At 59.6% G+C, this 15,704-nt stretch carries 14 protein-coding genes; 9 read left to right on the forward strand and 5 right to left on the reverse strand.

All coding sequences use genetic code 11. The features are described 5' to 3' along the window. Positions 1-89 precede the first annotated feature (89 nt). The 3 genes from K290_RS0130920 to K290_RS36870 all read left to right on the forward strand — a co-directional run bounded on the left by K290_RS0130920 (position 90) and on the right by K290_RS36870 (position 3,083). The gene (locus K290_RS0130920; RefSeq protein WP_004119942.1) at positions 90-884 is read left to right on the forward strand and encodes an ABC transporter ATP-binding protein; all 795 of its coding nucleotides are present in this window, start codon (positions 90-92) and stop codon (positions 882-884) included. A gap of 32 nt (positions 885-916) precedes the next feature. Beyond that, on the forward strand, positions 917-2,164 hold the full coding sequence (locus K290_RS0130925) for an SfnB family sulfur acquisition oxidoreductase (protein ID WP_004119945.1): 1,248 nt from the start codon (positions 917-919) through the stop codon (positions 2,162-2,164). A 703-nt stretch (positions 2,165-2,867) separates the two neighbouring features. Beyond that, on the forward strand, positions 2,868-3,083 hold the full coding sequence (locus K290_RS36870; RefSeq protein WP_240535459.1) for a response regulator transcription factor: 216 nt from the start codon (positions 2,868-2,870) through the stop codon (positions 3,081-3,083). 508 nt (positions 3,084-3,591) lie between these two features. Here K290_RS36870 and K290_RS0130935 read toward each other — a convergent pair. From K290_RS0130935 to K290_RS0130945, 3 genes are all read right to left on the reverse strand, one after another. Continuing rightward, positions 3,592-4,407 (reverse strand): carbohydrate ABC transporter permease, encoded by an 816-nt coding sequence (locus K290_RS0130935; protein ID WP_004119950.1) that lies wholly within the window; start codon positions 4,405-4,407, stop codon positions 3,592-3,594. Continuing rightward, a complete protein-coding gene (locus tag K290_RS0130940; RefSeq protein WP_015341969.1) occupies positions 4,404-5,345 on the reverse strand; it encodes a carbohydrate ABC transporter permease in 942 nt (313 codons plus the stop codon). Before K290_RS0130940 ends, K290_RS0130935 begins: the two co-directional genes overlap by 4 nt. Before the next feature lie 114 nt (positions 5,346-5,459). Next, entirely contained in the window at positions 5,460-6,800 is a 1,341-nt protein-coding gene (locus tag K290_RS0130945; RefSeq protein ID WP_004119956.1) for an ABC transporter substrate-binding protein, read from the reverse strand. A 383-nt stretch (positions 6,801-7,183) separates the two neighbouring features. Between K290_RS0130945 and K290_RS0130950 the strand changes: the two genes are divergently transcribed. From K290_RS0130950 to ssuD, 6 genes are all read left to right on the forward strand, one after another. After that, the gene (locus tag K290_RS0130950; RefSeq protein WP_004119959.1) at positions 7,184-8,593 is read left to right on the forward strand and encodes an LLM class flavin-dependent oxidoreductase; all 1,410 of its coding nucleotides are present in this window, start codon (positions 7,184-7,186) and stop codon (positions 8,591-8,593) included. 27 nt (positions 8,594-8,620) lie between these two features. After that, a complete protein-coding gene (locus tag K290_RS0130955; protein WP_004119961.1) occupies positions 8,621-9,889 on the forward strand; it encodes an SfnB family sulfur acquisition oxidoreductase in 1,269 nt (422 codons plus the stop codon). Between the two features lie 7 nt (positions 9,890-9,896). Further along, complete coding sequence (locus tag K290_RS0130960) at positions 9,897-11,159, forward strand: SfnB family sulfur acquisition oxidoreductase (RefSeq protein ID WP_004119965.1); 1,263 nt, start codon at positions 9,897-9,899, stop codon at positions 11,157-11,159. A gap of 64 nt (positions 11,160-11,223) precedes the next feature. Beyond that, on the forward strand, positions 11,224-11,367 hold the full coding sequence (locus tag K290_RS38885; RefSeq protein WP_157385366.1) for an FAD/NAD(P)-binding protein: 144 nt from the start codon (positions 11,224-11,226) through the stop codon (positions 11,365-11,367). Between the two features lie 586 nt (positions 11,368-11,953). Beyond that, positions 11,954-12,403 carry an FAD/NAD(P)-binding protein gene (locus tag K290_RS38640; protein ID WP_135488289.1) on the forward strand — a complete coding sequence of 150 codons (450 nt, stop codon included), beginning with the start codon at positions 11,954-11,956 and terminating at the stop codon, positions 12,401-12,403. A 213-nt stretch (positions 12,404-12,616) separates the two neighbouring features. Beyond that, positions 12,617-13,786, forward strand: coding sequence for an FMNH2-dependent alkanesulfonate monooxygenase (gene ssuD / locus K290_RS0130980; protein ID WP_004119972.1), 1,170 nt, complete (start codon positions 12,617-12,619; stop codon positions 13,784-13,786). A 613-nt stretch (positions 13,787-14,399) separates the two neighbouring features. Here ssuD and K290_RS0130985 read toward each other — a convergent pair. Then, positions 14,400-15,347, reverse strand: a complete 948-nt coding sequence (locus K290_RS0130985; RefSeq protein WP_240535456.1) for a hypothetical protein — start codon at positions 15,345-15,347, stop codon at positions 14,400-14,402. A 17-nt stretch (positions 15,348-15,364) separates the two neighbouring features. After that, positions 15,365-15,704 (reverse strand): transposase (locus tag K290_RS0130990; RefSeq protein WP_028755194.1); only part of this gene is annotated, 340 nt, incomplete at its 5' end.

Below are 15,704 nucleotides of genomic sequence, written 5' to 3' on the forward strand. Positions count from 1 at the left end.
GCCCGGTGGCTGGGCATCGGCAGCGCGGTCCTGCTGCTGTCTGCCGGTGCCCGGCTCGCATACGAAACCACACTGAGATTGGGTGGACCATGGCTGGAAAAGACGTTCTGCTGAGCGTGGACGGGATCAAAGCGACCTACAATGGAGCAATCACGGCGCTTCACGGTGTCAGCTTCACACTGCGCCGCGGCGAGATTCTGGCGCTGCTGGGTGCCAATGGCGCCGGCAAGACGACGACGCTCAAGGCGATTTCGAACCTGCTTCCAGCCGAGCGCGGCGAGATTACCGCCGGCGGCGTCCTGTACGAGGGCCGCGACGTCACCACTGCAACGCCGGCCGAATTGGTGCGCGCCGGCCTCGTGCAGGTCCTTGAGGGCCGGCATTGCTTCCGCAATTTGACCATCGAGGAAAATCTCGTTTCCGGCGGCCTTGGACGGAGCGGCTCGCGCTCCGAGATCGCCGCCGATCTGGAGAGAATATACACGATTTTTCCCCGACTAAAGGAGAAGCGCCGCGCGCTGGCCGGTCTTACCTCGGGCGGTGAACAGCAAATGGCGGCGATCGGCCGTGCGCTGATGTCGCGTCCAAAGCTTTTGGTGCTCGACGAACCGTCCATGGGGCTGGCGCCGATCGTCGTGCAGGACATTTTCCGGACGTTGCGGCGGCTGAATGTTGAAGGCGGTCTTTCCATTCTCGTTGCCGAACAGAATTCGGCGATCGCCCTGCGTTATGCCGACCGCGCGACAGTCCTCGAAAACGGCGCTGCAGTGCTTTCGGGAGATGCGGCCGAGTTGCGCGGACGCGACGACGTCAAGGCATTTTATCTCGGTCAGAAATCCACACCGGCATCCATACCCGCCACAACAAGCCTCCCACAGGCCTGATCGGCCGCCATCGTCAACCAGGAGAATCCATCATGACGCTCTCACAGGTCAATACCGAAAATGCCGTCAAGGCTGTGCCGGCGGTTCCTCGTCCGGCTGAGCCCGCCCATGTCATCAAGGACGATGCCGAGGCAATCGCTGTTGCCCGCCGGCTTGCGGCCGAATTCGTGAAGGACTCCGCCAAGCGCGATCGCGAACGCATTTGGCCCGTCGCCGAGTTGGATGCCTTTTCGCAAAGCGGCCTATGGTCGATCAATGTGCCAAAGGCCTTCGGCGGCCCGGAGGTTTCGTACGCCACGCTTGCAAAGGTCATCGAAATCATATCGGCGGCGGATTCATCGATCGGTCAGATCGCCCAGAACCATCTGGGGGTCGTCGCTGCCATCCGGACTGTATCGGATGTCGCCCAGCAGAAACTCCTGTTTGCCGAGGTGCTGAAAGGCACCCGTTTCGGCAACGCTTTTTCGGAATTCGGTTCCAAACGGGCGGTCGATTTCGAAACGCGCTTCAGCGATGCCGGCGACCACGTTGTCGTCAACGGGCGCAAGTTCTATTCCTCCGGCGCTCTGCTCGCGCATCTTGTGCCGATCGTCGCGCTCGATGACGAAGGGCGGGCCTGGTATGCGATTGCCGAGCGGGATGCGCGGGGGCTCACCGTCATCGATGACTGGTCCTCGTTCGGGCAGCGCACGACGCTGTCCGGCACCGTGCTGCTCGACAACGTCAAGGTGCCGAAGACCCATCTCGTGCCTGGATACAAGGGCTATGAAGTGCCGAGCGCAGATGGTGCGATCTTCCAGATCATCCAGGTTGCCGTCGACACCGGTATCGCACAGGCCGCCATTGACGAGACGGTCGCCTTCGTGCGCACCAAGAGCCGGGCATGGGTGGATAGCGGCCAGGATCATGCCTGGGAGGATCCCTATACAATCCAGGCCGTCGGCGACCTGACGCTGCGCCTGCATGCCGCGCAAGCGCTTTTGGAAAAAGCCGGCTATGCAATCGACCGCGCCGTACTGAACCCCAATGCGGAGACGGTCGCCGAAGCGCAGATCGTCACGGCCGAGGCCAAGATCCTATCGACCGAAATCGCGATTGCTGCGACCAACAAGCTGTTCGAACTCGCAGGCACTCGCTCAACACTCGCCGAGCACAACCTCGATCGCCATTGGCGCAATGCGCGCACCCATACGCTCCATGACCCCGTGCGCTGGAAATACGCCATTCTTGGAAGATATTTCCTGAATGGCGAAAATCCCCCGCTGCATGCGTGGAGTTGACGATCCGCAAAAGTCTCTTGCGCCGTCACGGCGTGAGAGACCTCAAGGTTCGTGGCAAAGTGAACCAAATGCGGCCTCTGCCAAACATATGTCGGAGGCGTTGACGAATAAGCCAATATGATCTGCATTATCAAAAGCCGGAGCAGCCGATGGCGCGCATGGATTCGTCTTCGCGCCGCATTTACCTCCTGGCGGCTTTGACGAATTCGTCGGAAAGGTCGTGCCGCTTTTGCAGGAGCGGGGCGTGTATCCGCACCGAAGGCGGAGAAGAGACGCTCCATGCCAACCTCGGCTTGCCTAAACAGTTGCCGGCGGCTGCCCCGTCAGGCTTGGCGGCGGTGATATGAATGATGACGGCCGCCGGCTGTTGCGAGATCGCCAGCGCTTTCGCTGCGACATCCGGCCCTTCGACACGAAAGGCTCTCCTTTTTAAGGGGGTACTTTGGTCAGGCGGCCGGTTCAACCGACAGTCGCTGTCGTGAGTCGGTTCAGAGATTGCTCATCTCGCCATCGAAACCGATTTTTATTGACACTTACCGGCCCCGCCACTGAGGTTCTAGCGCATTTGGCGCCACAGTTGACGATTTGGCACGGTTCTTGAGTCTCGCTTTGGGATCGATCACGGTGACAAGCGCATTGTCCCTTCCGAACCTCTCGCCGGCTCAAGACTCCACCTAGGAACCGCACGATGCAAAACTCGGCCATGAACACGGAATATCCAGCCATCTCAAACCGCGAAAAAGCATGCCTCGCATGGACTGCGAAAGGTAAATCATCGTGGGCGATCGGGAAGACATTGAGCATATCGGAGCACACGGTAAATTTTCATCTTAGGAATGCCATGCGAAAGCTAAACTGCAGCAGCAGAATGGCTGCTGCATTGAAAGCTGTTGAGCTCGGAATCATTGGATGGCATTAGGAATCTGTAATTCGCATCGGGAAGTGCAGGACTAACCGGAATTCGAGTAGAGGGTCGATGAACGAGAAATATCTTCCCATCGCACCAGCAGGTCAGAAGCTCAGAACGCAGGCGGAGCTCGCCTTAAACCCCCTCCGGCGGGGGGCGGGTATATTAACTTCTGCCTTATCGAATCGAGAAATGGGCAGGTCTCCCCGACTTATGAAACTATCTTGCGGCTATCAAGTTGGGCTTGAGGTCAATATTGCTGAACTCGTTCGAAGCTAAATAAGAGATCTTGCGCGGGGGGCGGATCACTGTCACGGGAAGCGGTTTAGGTATGCGAAAAGAACACGCCGGTACGCATGCGAGATGCTCGCCTCGGATCTGGCGACGAAGCAGTTCACTCCCTTTGTCATAAGACTGAGGCGGGTATGGATGCGCCCGAGCTTCTCTAGCGAGGGTGACGGCTCGGAGGAACAATCCCGCCCACTCCTCGGAATTCTCGTGCTTGCACCGTGTCCAGTCGTCATTTGAGGCCGCCATGGGCAAGACCTGCAACGAGATAACGCTGCAGGAAGAGTGCCACCAGATAGACTGGTGCGATGCCCGCGAGAGAAGCAGCCGCCATCTGTCCGAAATTGACCAGCCGATCCCCCTGGAAGAGCGAGATGCCGACGGGAAGCGTGCGCGTCTCGTCGGAAAAGGTGAAGGCGGAGGCAAAGAGGAACTCGTTATAGGCGAGGACCGAGACAATGATCAGCGTCGCCACGATGCCTGGCACAATGATCGGCACGACGATATGGACAAGGATCCGGAAGGGGCCGGCTCCGTCGACTGCTGCCGCCTGTTCAATCTCCAGCGGCATGCGCCGGAGAAAAGGCGTGAGAAGCCAGAAGGCGACGGGAATATTGGCAAAGCCGTAGAGCATCACAAGTCCGGCATGCGTGTTGAGGAGCCCGGTTGCCTTGAGAAGATAGAACAGGGGAATCAGAGCCACGATCGGTGGCGCCATGTAGCTCGACAGAGTGAGATCACCGAGCCACTTGCCACCGATGCCGAGTCGCAGCACGGCGTAGGCGGCGGGGAGGGTGAGCAGCAACGTCAGGGCGCCGGCGAGCAGCGATACGGCAACGGAGTTGGCTATGAATCCTGAAAGACAGGCAGCCTCGAAGGCGGCCGGCCAATTGTCGAGCGTCGGGCTTGTCGGCAGGAAGTGCCCGCTCAGCACGTCGTCTTTGGTCTTGAAAGAAACCGAGATGAGATACGCGATCGGCAGAGTGAAGAAGATGAAGATCGGCGCGGTCGCGGCAACGAGCAGAATGTCGGAGCGGTTGATCTTCATGCGTCTTTCCTCTCGAGATGCTGGTGAATGCGGATGACGGGCCAGAGCACTGCGCCAATTACCAGACTATAGATCAGGGTCTCGGCGGCGGCGCGGGCGACATCGAACTGTTCCAATGCGCGGCGATAGATGGAGAAGCCGGTCGTCGTAGTGGCAAAGCCCGGACCGCCGAACGTCAGGACATAGACGAGGTCGAAGACCTTGAAGGAGAGAATGAGCTTCAGGAGATAGATTGAGGAGAGCGGCGCCGCCACGAGCGGAAGCGTGATGTGCCAGAAGCGTTGCAGAGGTGATGCTCCATCAATGATCGATGCCTCGTGGACGCCTTCGGGAATGGTCGAAAGGGCGGCGAAGCTAAGGATGACGACGAAGGGCGTCCATTGCCAGACATCGGCAACCGCGATCGCGAACCAGGCAAAGACAGGATCGCCCAGGAAGCTTACGGGCGCGTCGACAATGCCAAGGTTCAGGAGCACCCCGTTCAGGAGCCCTCCGGCCGGCGCGAGGATCAACTTCCATGCGACTCCCACCATCACCGGCGGCGTCATGAGCGGCAGCAGGATCAGGCTTACCAGGAACCGTCCGGCCTTCAGGAGCTGGCTGAAGAGCAAGGCGATCAAAAAGCCGATAGCCAGCTGGGTACTCGCCGTGATGAAAGCATAGGCGATGCTCTTGGTCAGAGAGGTCACAAACAGCGGATCCTGGAGGACGTCCCGCACATGTCGCAATCCGACAAAGCTGCGGAAGGGTTTCCCGAGCGTGCTTTTGCTGAGCGCAAGGGCCACCAGGAAGAGTGTGGGATAGACCAGGGTCGAGGCGAGCCCGAGCAAGATCGGAGAGATCCACAGCCAACCGATGACCCGGTGTGCCGAAATACCGTGATCTGCCGTCGTTGAGGCGGCGCGTCTTCGAGCGGGGGGGAAATCGATCGCAGTCATGTCATCGTGCCTGTGGTCTTCGTCGTTCTTCTCTGGAAAGGCGTGCCCCCTCGGCCGCGAGCCACGCCTTTGGGACTGGTGTACGACGTCCGCAGGTGGGCCGGGGCTCAATGATCAGCCATTGGCTTCGATGATGTTCGTCCAGGACTTATGGGCATCGGCGATCGCCTGTTCGGCACTTTTGGTCCCGGCAAGGGCGAGGGAGAGTTCATCGGTCAGCGCGTTTTCCAGCTTCGGGGCATAAACGGCCGTGGGCCAGGCGAGGCTGTTTTCAAGTGCACCGTCTGCCAGCAGCGGCTGGACGAGCGGCTGGAAGGCCTTGAACTTTTCGGAGTTAAGGCCGGAGTGACGGTCGGGATCGATACCGGAGCCGGTCAGCGTGAGCAGTTGTTCGTGGTAGCCCTTGCTGGTCGCGAGCTTGATCAGTTCCCAGGCGACGTCCTTGTTCTTCGACCCGCTGGTGATTGCGAAGCCGAAACCGGCGTTGAAGGCAAGACGCGGTGTCTTGTTGGCGCCACCGACTGGAATGCGGGTGACGCCCCACTTGTCGACGATCTTCGAGCCCTTGGGATCCTGGGCGTAGCCGCCGAGGTCAGTCCAAAAGTCGATCTGGGCGGCCTTACCGCTGAGGAAGGCGGGTAGACCTTCCTCGAAGCGCGTCTCGAGCGGCGTCGGCAATGCATGCGGTGCGGATGCGAGGAGCGACTTCAGCGCCTCCACGGCTTCGGCGCTGTCGAGGGCCGAGGTGCCGTCTGCTTTCAGGAAGTTGCCGCCAAAGCCGGTGAGGCGGTTGGCATAGGTCGACAGGATGATCACCGGGATCTTCGCGCCCAGGACTGCAGCACCGTAGATACCGTTCTTGGATTCCGCGTCGGTGATGATCTTGGCGTTTTCATTGTATTCGTCCCAGGTCGTTGCTGGCTTGAGGCCATAACGATCGAAGAGTTCCTTGTTGTAGAACAGAAGGTGGCTGTCGCCGTCATAAGGCAGGCCATAGCGACGGCCTTCATGCAGCGTGTACTGGTCATAGATCGTCTGGATGAAGTCGTCGGGTTGGATTTCCGCCTTGTCTTTCTCGATCAAGTCAGTGACGTCCTCGATCACGCCGTCCTCGGCCAACTGGCCCTTGTAGGTATAGAAATAGTCGATGACGTCGAATTCACCGGCTCCAGATTGAAAGTCGAGGGTCGCCTTGACGCTGACCTGGTCGTAGGGAACGGCGGTTACGTTGACCCTCGCACCCGTAAGCTTCTCGAAATCCTCGGAGATCTTCTTGCCTGTGACGACATGCGGCTGAATGATCAGGAGATTGAGGGTGTGTCCGGCGAACCGATTGCCTGCGGCCAGGGCGGAGGACAAGACGCCCGATGAGAGAAGAGGAAGCGCTCCTGATGCCAGCATGGTCTTCAAGACCGTGCGGCGGCGATATGCTTGGTCGATGATGGGGTCGGACATGAATTGATCCTCGGTTGCGATGGTGCGGGCCGCAGGAATGACCACGGAGCGGTATTCCGTGTGGCACCCGCGTCGGCCTTTGGGGGATCATTCGCCAGATAACTCCTGCCGTTAACCAACAGGAATTTAAAGTACACAAAAAACATAGAATTTCTTTTCGGCGCGACGCTTCGAGCGGCTAGAGCCGAAGTGGCGACGCACGAGCGGATGCTGTCAAATAAGGCCGATCAGCGCGATAACCGAGACGAGAGCCATTCACTGCCCATCAAACTCCGAGAAAAAAATTCCACGAAATAGTCTATAAAAAACATATAATAACTGTTAAATATGTGCAGTGTCTGGATGCTTCGGGGCCAAGCCTGAAATTCGGATGGGATCGAGGAATGACCAAGCAGATACATTTCAACGCCTTCGACATGAACTGCGTGGGTCACCAGTCGCCCGGGCTTTGGGCGCATCCCCGGGACAGATCCTGGAAATACAAGGATCTGGACTACTGGCAAGGTCTTGCGAGGACGCTCGAAAAGGGGGTCTTCGATGGCATCTTCATCGCTGACGTGATCGGCTACTACGACGTCTACAAGGGCAACAACTACCACGCCATCCAACAGGCGGCGCAGATTCCGGTTAATGATCCGATCCAACTCGCGGTCCCGATTGCGCTAGCCACCGAACATCTCGGCATCGGCATCACCGCCTCGATCTCGTTTGAGCACCCCTATCCCTTCGCACGGCGTCTGGCCACCGCCGACCACCTGACAAAGGGGCGCGTCGGCTGGAATATCGTGACCTCCTATCTGGAGAGCGGTGCCAAGAACATTGGACAAGGCGGATTGCGTGCGCATGATAACCGCTACGAAGTGGCGAGCGAATATCTCGAGGTCATCTACAAGCTCCTTGAGGGTTCCTGGGAAGAAGGTGCCGTACTGCGCGACCGCGAGAAACGCATCTTTACCGATCCGTCGAAGGTGCACGAGATCGGCCATAAGGGCCGCTTCTTCGAAGTGCCGGGCTACGCCCTGACCGAGCCGTCGCCGCAGCGTACCCCGGTGCTCTATCAGGCCGGTGCTTCCGGGCCGGGCAAGCAATTCGCGGCGGAGCATGCAGAATGCGTCTTCGTTGCGGCACAGACCAGGACCATTCTGAAGAACTATGTGCGTGATGTCCGGCTGCGGGCGGCGACCGTCGGGCGCGATGCGTCGAAGTTCCGCATCTACAATCTGATGACCGTCATCGTGGACGAAACCGACGAGAAGGCGCGCGCCAAATTCCGCGACTATCTCGATTACGTTTCCTATGATGGCTCGCTGGTTTTCATGTCCGGCTGGACAGGCGTCGACTTTTCGCGCTACGCACCGGACGACCTCGTGCGCAAGGTCGAGACCAACGCCATCCACTCGGCGATCGAGAGCCTTTCGGAAGGCGATCCGAATAAGCGCTGGACGATCAGGGAGCTCGCCGAATGGGGCGGTATCGGCGGTATGGGACCGGTGGTCGTGGGATCGCCCTCCACCATAGCCGACGAGCTGCAGGCCTGGGTTGAGGAGACCGACGTTGACGGCTTCAACCTCGCCTATGCCGTAACTCCCGAGACCTTTGAGGATATCGTCGGCTATCTGGTGCCGGAACTACAGAAGCGCGGGGTCTATCCGACCGGCTATCGCCCCGGAACGCTGCGGGAGAAGCTGTTCGGCGAGGGACCCCATTTGCCCAAGGCCCATCCGGCCGACCGTTACCGCGACATCGAATCCTTCAAACGCAACCAGGCAATTACGCTGGCCAATGCCAGCTGAGGTCCTTAACCGACGAGGTTTTTCCTTATGGGAAGCATCACCGAGACCAAGATTGATCACAGCGTCCATCCGCGCGTCAATTCAACAGACCCATTGTCGCCCCGTCCGCGCCCGGTCAAGCCGGCGCATGTGATCAGGAGCGAAGAGGAGGCTATCCAGATAGCCGAGAAGCTGGCCGCGAGCTTCAAGGTCGGGGCGGCGCTGCGTGACCGGGAGGGACTGCTTCCGATCGCCGAGCTCGACGCGTATTCGCAAAGCGGTCTCTGGAGCATCAACGTGCCGAAAGCTTATGGCGGTCCGGAAGTCTCCTATGCCACGCTCGCAAAGGTGATCGCCATCATCGCTGCGGCCGATCCGGCCATCGCGCAGATCACTCAGAACCATCTGGCGATCGTCGCGACCGTCGATCTCGACGGCACGGAAGGGCAGAAGAAACTGTTCTTCGGCTGGGCGCTCGAAGGGATCCGTTACGGCAACGCCTTCTCCGAACTGAAGAGCAAGACCGTCGCCGATTTCGAGACCAAGGTCGTTCATGATGGCGACGACGTGGTCGTCAACGGAGAGAAATTCTACACGACTGGCGCGCTCCTTGCCCATATCGTGCCGATCGTCGGCGTCGACGAGACTGGCCAGGGCTATCTCGTCTTTGCCGACCGCGACGCCCCCGGTCTCACCGTCACCAACAACTGGTCGAGCTTCGGTCAGCGCACCACCGCGTCGGGTTCGGTTAAGATCGAAAACGTGCGCGTGCCTAAGGCTCGGGCGCTGAAGGTCACCTCTTTCGACCATCCGACAGTCGGCGGCCCTGTCTCGCAGATCATCCAGTCGGCGATCGATGTCGGCATCGCCCGGGGCACGATCGACGATACGATCGAGTTCGTCAGCAAGTATAGCCGGCCTTGGATCGACAGCGGCAAGGCGACCGCCGGCGAAGACCTCTTCACCATTGCCCAGATCGGCGACCTGAAGATCAAGCTGCATGCGGCCGAAGCGCTGCTAGAGATCGCCGGGCACGCCATCGATGTGGCGCGCGCCAATCCGACGCTGGAGACGGTCTCGGAAGCAACGATCAAGACAGGCGAGTCCAAGGTTCTGACGACGGAGATTGCGATCCTGTCAACGAACAAGCTGTTCGAACTTGCAGGAACCCGCTCGACCCTCGCCGAGCACGGACTTGACCGCCACTGGCGCAATGCCCGCGTCCATACGCTGCATGATCCAGTGCGCTGGAAGTTCTACCATGTCGGCAATTATTATCTGAACCGCGTCCACCCGCCGCGCCACGCCTGGAACTGACCCCAAGATGAGCACAAATGATCGCAAGCTGCACCGGGATGCAGCGCTCACCGCCGGCCGTCCCGCGCCGCGCATAGCCGCGCGCGGGGGCCTGGCCCATGTCATCCGCGATGATGCGGAGGCCATCCAGATCGCGACGGACCTTGCGCTTGAATTCGCGGTCGGTGCCGCTCAGCGCGACCGCGAACGACGCCTTCCGCTTGCGGAGATCGACCGCTTCTCGCAAAGCGGTCTCTGGGCAATCACCATCCCGAAGGAATATGGCGGCGCCGGCGTCTCTGCGGTGACGCTGGCCGAGGTCACCGCCATCATCTCGGCTGCGGACTCTTCAATCGGGCAGATCCCGCAAAATCATTTCTACATGGTAGAGGCGCTGCGACTGACCGGCAGCGAGGAGCAGAAGCAGCACTATTTCCGGGGCGTGCTGCAGGGTGACCGTCTTGGCAACGCCTTCACAGAGATCGGCACGAAGACGCCGGTCGACTTTAAGACGCATTTCGCCGAGCGCGACGGAAAACTCTATCTGAACGGCCAGAAGTTTTACGCGACCGGCTCACTGTTCGCCCATATCGTCGTCGCTGTGGCGAAGGGACCGAATGGCCGCGTCCATTTGGTCTTCATGGACCGGGCTGCTCCGGGGCTCGGCTTCGTCGACGACTGGTCGTCCTTCGGGCAGCGTTCGACAGGGAGCGGGACCGTCACCTTCGACGACGTCGAGGTGGCGCCGTTTCAGATCGTTGACCATGATGGAAGCTTCGAACAGCCGACGCCGATGGGTCCTTTTGCGCAGATAATCCATGCTGCTGTGCAAGTCGGCATCGCGCGCGGGGCGCTCGCGGAGACGATTTCCTACGTTCGTGCCCATGCACGGCCATTTTTTGAACTGACGATCGAGCACGGTTATGAGGATCCGCACACCATACATGGCGTCGGCGACGTCGCGATCAGAGTGCATGCGGCCGACGCGCTGCTCAAAAGGGCGGGGCGGATCATCGACCGCGCCATCGCAGAACCGACGGCGGCGAGCGTAGCGCAGGCATCCGTTGCTGTCGCGGAGGTTAAGGCGCTCGGGACGGAAGTGGCACAGCTTGCCGCCACCAAGCTTATCGAGTTCGGTGGTGCGCGCTCGACGCTCGAAGGCTATGGGCTCGACCGCTTTTGGCGTAATGCCCGCACGCATTCCCTGCATGATCCGGTGCGCTGGAAATATCACCATATCGGAAACTTCTATCTGAATGGCATCCTGCCCCCGCGGCATGGCGCCCTCTGATTTTCAGATTACCTATCGAATTCTGTGGAGATCCGAATGAGATCGCCTTGGCGCTCTGATATCGGTGACGGGTCTGGCCTATGGTACAAACGACCCTGCGCACCGGATAAACGTCTCCGCAGGTAAGATGACACTCTTTCCGGAGCGACCCGACGATTTCCTGAACTGCTCGCAGAGTGTTCGACCGAGGTTGCCGACGAAAGACTGATCGGTCGAGATGGCCTGCCTTATCCCTGGCGTTCCGTTTTCGGTGACTATGTGGCTGCCCGACTGCGCCCCTTGATCGCAGAGGGTCGGATCGTGCACTGCCGAGCCACAATCCAGACAGTTGGCCGAGACGGTCAGGAATATCGCTTGCAGGCTGCCGACTGATCCGAGATTCGAGCCGATTTCCTGGTCCTTGCCGTCAGCCATCCGCCGCCGGCTTTGCCCACGTCCTCGTGCCGTTGCGCGGAGACGGCAAACTCGTCATGGATGTCACGGTCGCTGGTGCGCTGGCCCCATCGCGGCGACCGACCATGTGCTGATTATCGGGAACGGACGGACCGGGCAGACGTCGTGGCATCGCTGAAGCGTCGCGGACGTTATGGCCACATCATCCATCTCTCGGCGCGGTCTTCGTTCGCGCGGGCACAGCCGGCCGGACAGGAGGCGCTGGGCGATCTCGTGACGGAACCCGCAATGACGGCGAGCCGCCTCTTGCGGCACGTGCGCACAGCGGACAGGAAGGCTGAGGCCAAGGGACTGTCCTGGCACTGTGTGCTCGATGCTGTTCGCTTGCAGGGACAAGAAGTGTGGGCCGCTTTGCCGATGGCCGAACGCCGGCCGATCGCCCGCCATGTCAGGCCGTTCTGGGACGTCCACCGCTTCCGCATCCGCCGCAGGTGGAGGATGTCATCAATGATGAGCTCTCCAGCGGCAAACTTGAGATCCTCGCCGCTTCAGTAGCGGCGGTTGAGAGAACCGGCTCCAGCTTCAAGGTGAGCCTACGACAACGGCACAGGCGAGATAGTCGGGAAATCATGGTCGAGGCCATCGTCGTGACAACAGGGCCGGGGCATGGCGCTATTCTCGAGAGCCAGGACTTTTTACGCGACCTTAGCGTCGCCGGCCTCCTGCAGCCCTGCCCGACGTGGCTCGGTATCGCCTGCAATGGTAAAGCACATTCGATCTCTCGAGGGAGTGAAGCCGTGTCTAATGTGCTCATTGCCGGCCCCTTGGCCGAGGAACCTCTGGTGAACTGATGGGTCTGCCCCAGGTCACCGAACACGCCGTGTTCGGTGCGAACCGTATCAGACAGACACTTACTGATCACTTCGGTCACTAAGACCGCCGCAAGAGAACCGATCTTTTCGAAAGCCGCACGATAGTTGGAAGAAAATTGCTTATGAAAACTATAGAATTTAATAATATCGAGAAAATCTGTAACGGTTCTGCCGCTTTTGACAGGAATGGGAATGACGGTAATCGATAGGCCTCTCGACTTTCTTTGGTTCATCCCTTCGTCCGGTGACGGTGCGTATCTGGGGTCGGACGATCTCAGCCGCCCGGCGGATCCCGCCTATTTCCGCGAAATCGCGAAGGCTGCCGACCGGCTGGGATATTCCGGCGTGCTTATCCCAACGGGGGCGGCGTGCGAAGAATCCTTCATTCTGGCCGCCGATCTCGCCGCCCATACCGAGCGACTGAAATTTCTGGTGGCCATTCGGCCGGGTACGGCATCGCCGGCTTATTATGCGCGCCTTGCCGCGACGCTCGACCGCGTTTCCAATGGCCGCCTGCTGATTAACATCGTGGTCGGCGGCAGTGCCCAGGAGCTCGCCGGTGACGGCATTTTCCTGCCGCATGACGAACGCTACGATCATGCGGGCGAGTTCTTCCAGGTGTTCAACTCGCTGGTCGAGACCGGAAAGGCCAACCTCGACGGCAAGTATATCAAGGCCATCGATGCGAGACTTGGCCTGCCGCCTATACAGGAACCGCGCCCTCCGCTCTATTTCGGCGGATCGTCCGACGCTGCAATTGCGTTTTCCGGCGGTATCACCGACAAGTACCTGACCTGGGGCGAACCGCCGGCGCAAGTGGCAGAGAAGATTGCCAAGGTCCGCCAGGCCGCCGCGGCGAAGGGCAAGCACGTCAGCTTCGGCATCCGTCTTCACTTCATCGTTCGCGAGACCGATGAAGAGGCCTGGGCCGCGGCCGACCGGCTGATTTCCAAGCTTTCCGACGAAACGATTGCCGCAGCGCAGGAAGTGTTCGCGAAGAGCTCGGATTCGGTCGGCCAGGCGCGCATGGTCGCCCTGCATCAGGGACGCCGCGAAAAGCTCGAAGTCTCTCCCAATCTCTGGGCGGGGATTGGTCTCGTCCGCACGGGTGCGGGGACCGCACTGGTCGGATCTCCGAAGACCATCGCGGAACGTCTCCGGGAATATCAGGAGCTCGGGATCGATACCGTCATCGCCTCCGGCTATCCGCACCTGGAAGAAGCCTACCGGGTTTGCGAGTTGCTCTTCCCCGAAATAGGCCTGCCCGGCCCTCATGGGCAGATCCGCTCCGCATTCGGCGAACACCGGGTCTTTGGGGGAGGCGGACATGGCGGAAACGTGAAGATCGCATCCGCCTCCTGAAGAATTTACCGGCGAGCTCCTCCTGTCTGGAAGGAGCGCACAATGGCTGCCGCTGGGAGCCGAACCAGAAACCGACGCGGGCGGAGAAGTCGATCCACGGGCCCCGTTGGGATCTTTCATTAGACCTCGTTATTTAGGAGGAGACGGCCGTTTCAGAAGAGTGATTGACTCTAACGCCCCAAATCGCATGGGAAAGGTCGGCTTGCGCTAAATATTGCCTGCGGGCTACCCTCGACAACAGACTGTAGTCTCGTGTCCACCTCGCTCAAATGACCGACGTCTGAGCCGATCAATTCGAAGAGGTGATGGTTCAAGAAGCTGTAGAGATCAGCCGCTAGCCGGGCTGCCTCTTCTCCAAGGCAGGCCAGGTCGTAGATTCGATTGCCAGACCGGGCCTCGACCGTATGCCACAAAAGCGCCTTGCTGACGGAAATGGCGATAACATCCAGGCAAGGAAGACTGACGCCGTCGCTGACATCGAGCTGTACGGTCGCGGAAAACGATGAGTTAAAGCGGCACCTTCCATTTTCCCTATGGAAGGAGGGGTGCAAAGAAACCAGGCTGGTATGTTCGAACGCGCTCAAACATCAGAGCTCACGTGCTACCAGAAAATTCAATCCGGTAGCCACGCGCAATCAATCCAGTGCCGTTCATACCGTTTCGCGAATTCTGTCATCTCCCGGACATTCGCTTGAGGGGTTTGGCAGGCGCGGGCGCAGGTGGTGACCACATCCCGGTAAAAAGTAGGGGAGACCGGCCGAATGCCCTCGTAGTTCATGATCAGGTCGGGAAGGCGCTCCGCGATTGCCTCGCCACGGCGCGCCATGACAACGGTCGGCGGCGTTCCATATGCATTGATCAAGACGTATCGCCAGCTCGGATCTGCCTCTCCCTGCGCGGGAACGAGTTCACAAGGACAAGCATCACCAGCGCCGGAAATCTCCTGATAGATCGCGTCGAGCGCCTGTGCTTTTCTGGCGATCAGGACGTAAGGTCCCGAAGGAGTGTAGCCGCCCATCCGCTCGTCATACGCGACGCCCAACAGGCGTGAAAGGTCGTAGCGGGCCGTTCTGTCCAGGGAGGAGCGTTCCGAGAGAAACCATTGGAGTTGTCGCAGGGTAACGCCGACCGTAGCCGCAATCTCTTTCGGCGGATTGGGCCAGCAGGCGACCAGATTTTTGGCGATTTCCGCCGTATTGTCGTGCTCTTCATAAGCTGGAAACTCGTCATCATCGTCCATGTCGCCTAATGGCTCCTCTCCCGAAAGCAGCCAGGTTCTGCCGCATAAGTTGTCATGGTGAAAATAACGCGGCCGATCGGGCGGCAGCGAGATCTCCCAGGATGACAGCCATGGACCGACTTCCCAATCGACGTCTTCGAGGGGAATGGATGGCGGGGTGCGCATTGGCAACTCCAGCCACCGCTCGATGTTCTCGAGTTTTCGGTTGCTGAGCCTGCGAGGACCCCGGCCGGCCCTCCAGTCGTGATCCTTATGTGCATCGCGGCAAAGGGCCTCGACGGACGCGGCCAGAGACGGATCAACCGGGTCGTGCTTCTTCAAGTACCCCTCCGCAGAGATTATGACTCTTTGACTGGATAGGCCTTGTGGAGTTTTTCACGGGCTTTTTCGGTGGTGAACATCCATTGGATTTGTGCCCTTTGCGCGTTTCTCTGCTGCTGCCAAGCATTGATCTCTGCAATCATCCTGTGTTTGTCGTCGATCCTGCGGTCGAGGCATTGGCTTTTCAAAACGCCAATCTCGATCTCGACCATATTCAGCCAACTTGCGTGTTTCGGCGTGTGGTGGAATTCAAGCCGCTTGAGCACACGACGGGCTTCGGCGGCAGGAAACGCGTCGTATAGCGCGCCGGGTGAATGGGTAGAGAGATTGTCCATAACAACACGAATGGTCTTTGCG

This window comes from Rhizobium leucaenae USDA 9039 (genome assembly GCF_000426285.1).
Classification (GTDB): Bacteria; Pseudomonadota; Alphaproteobacteria; order Rhizobiales; family Rhizobiaceae; genus Rhizobium; species Rhizobium leucaenae.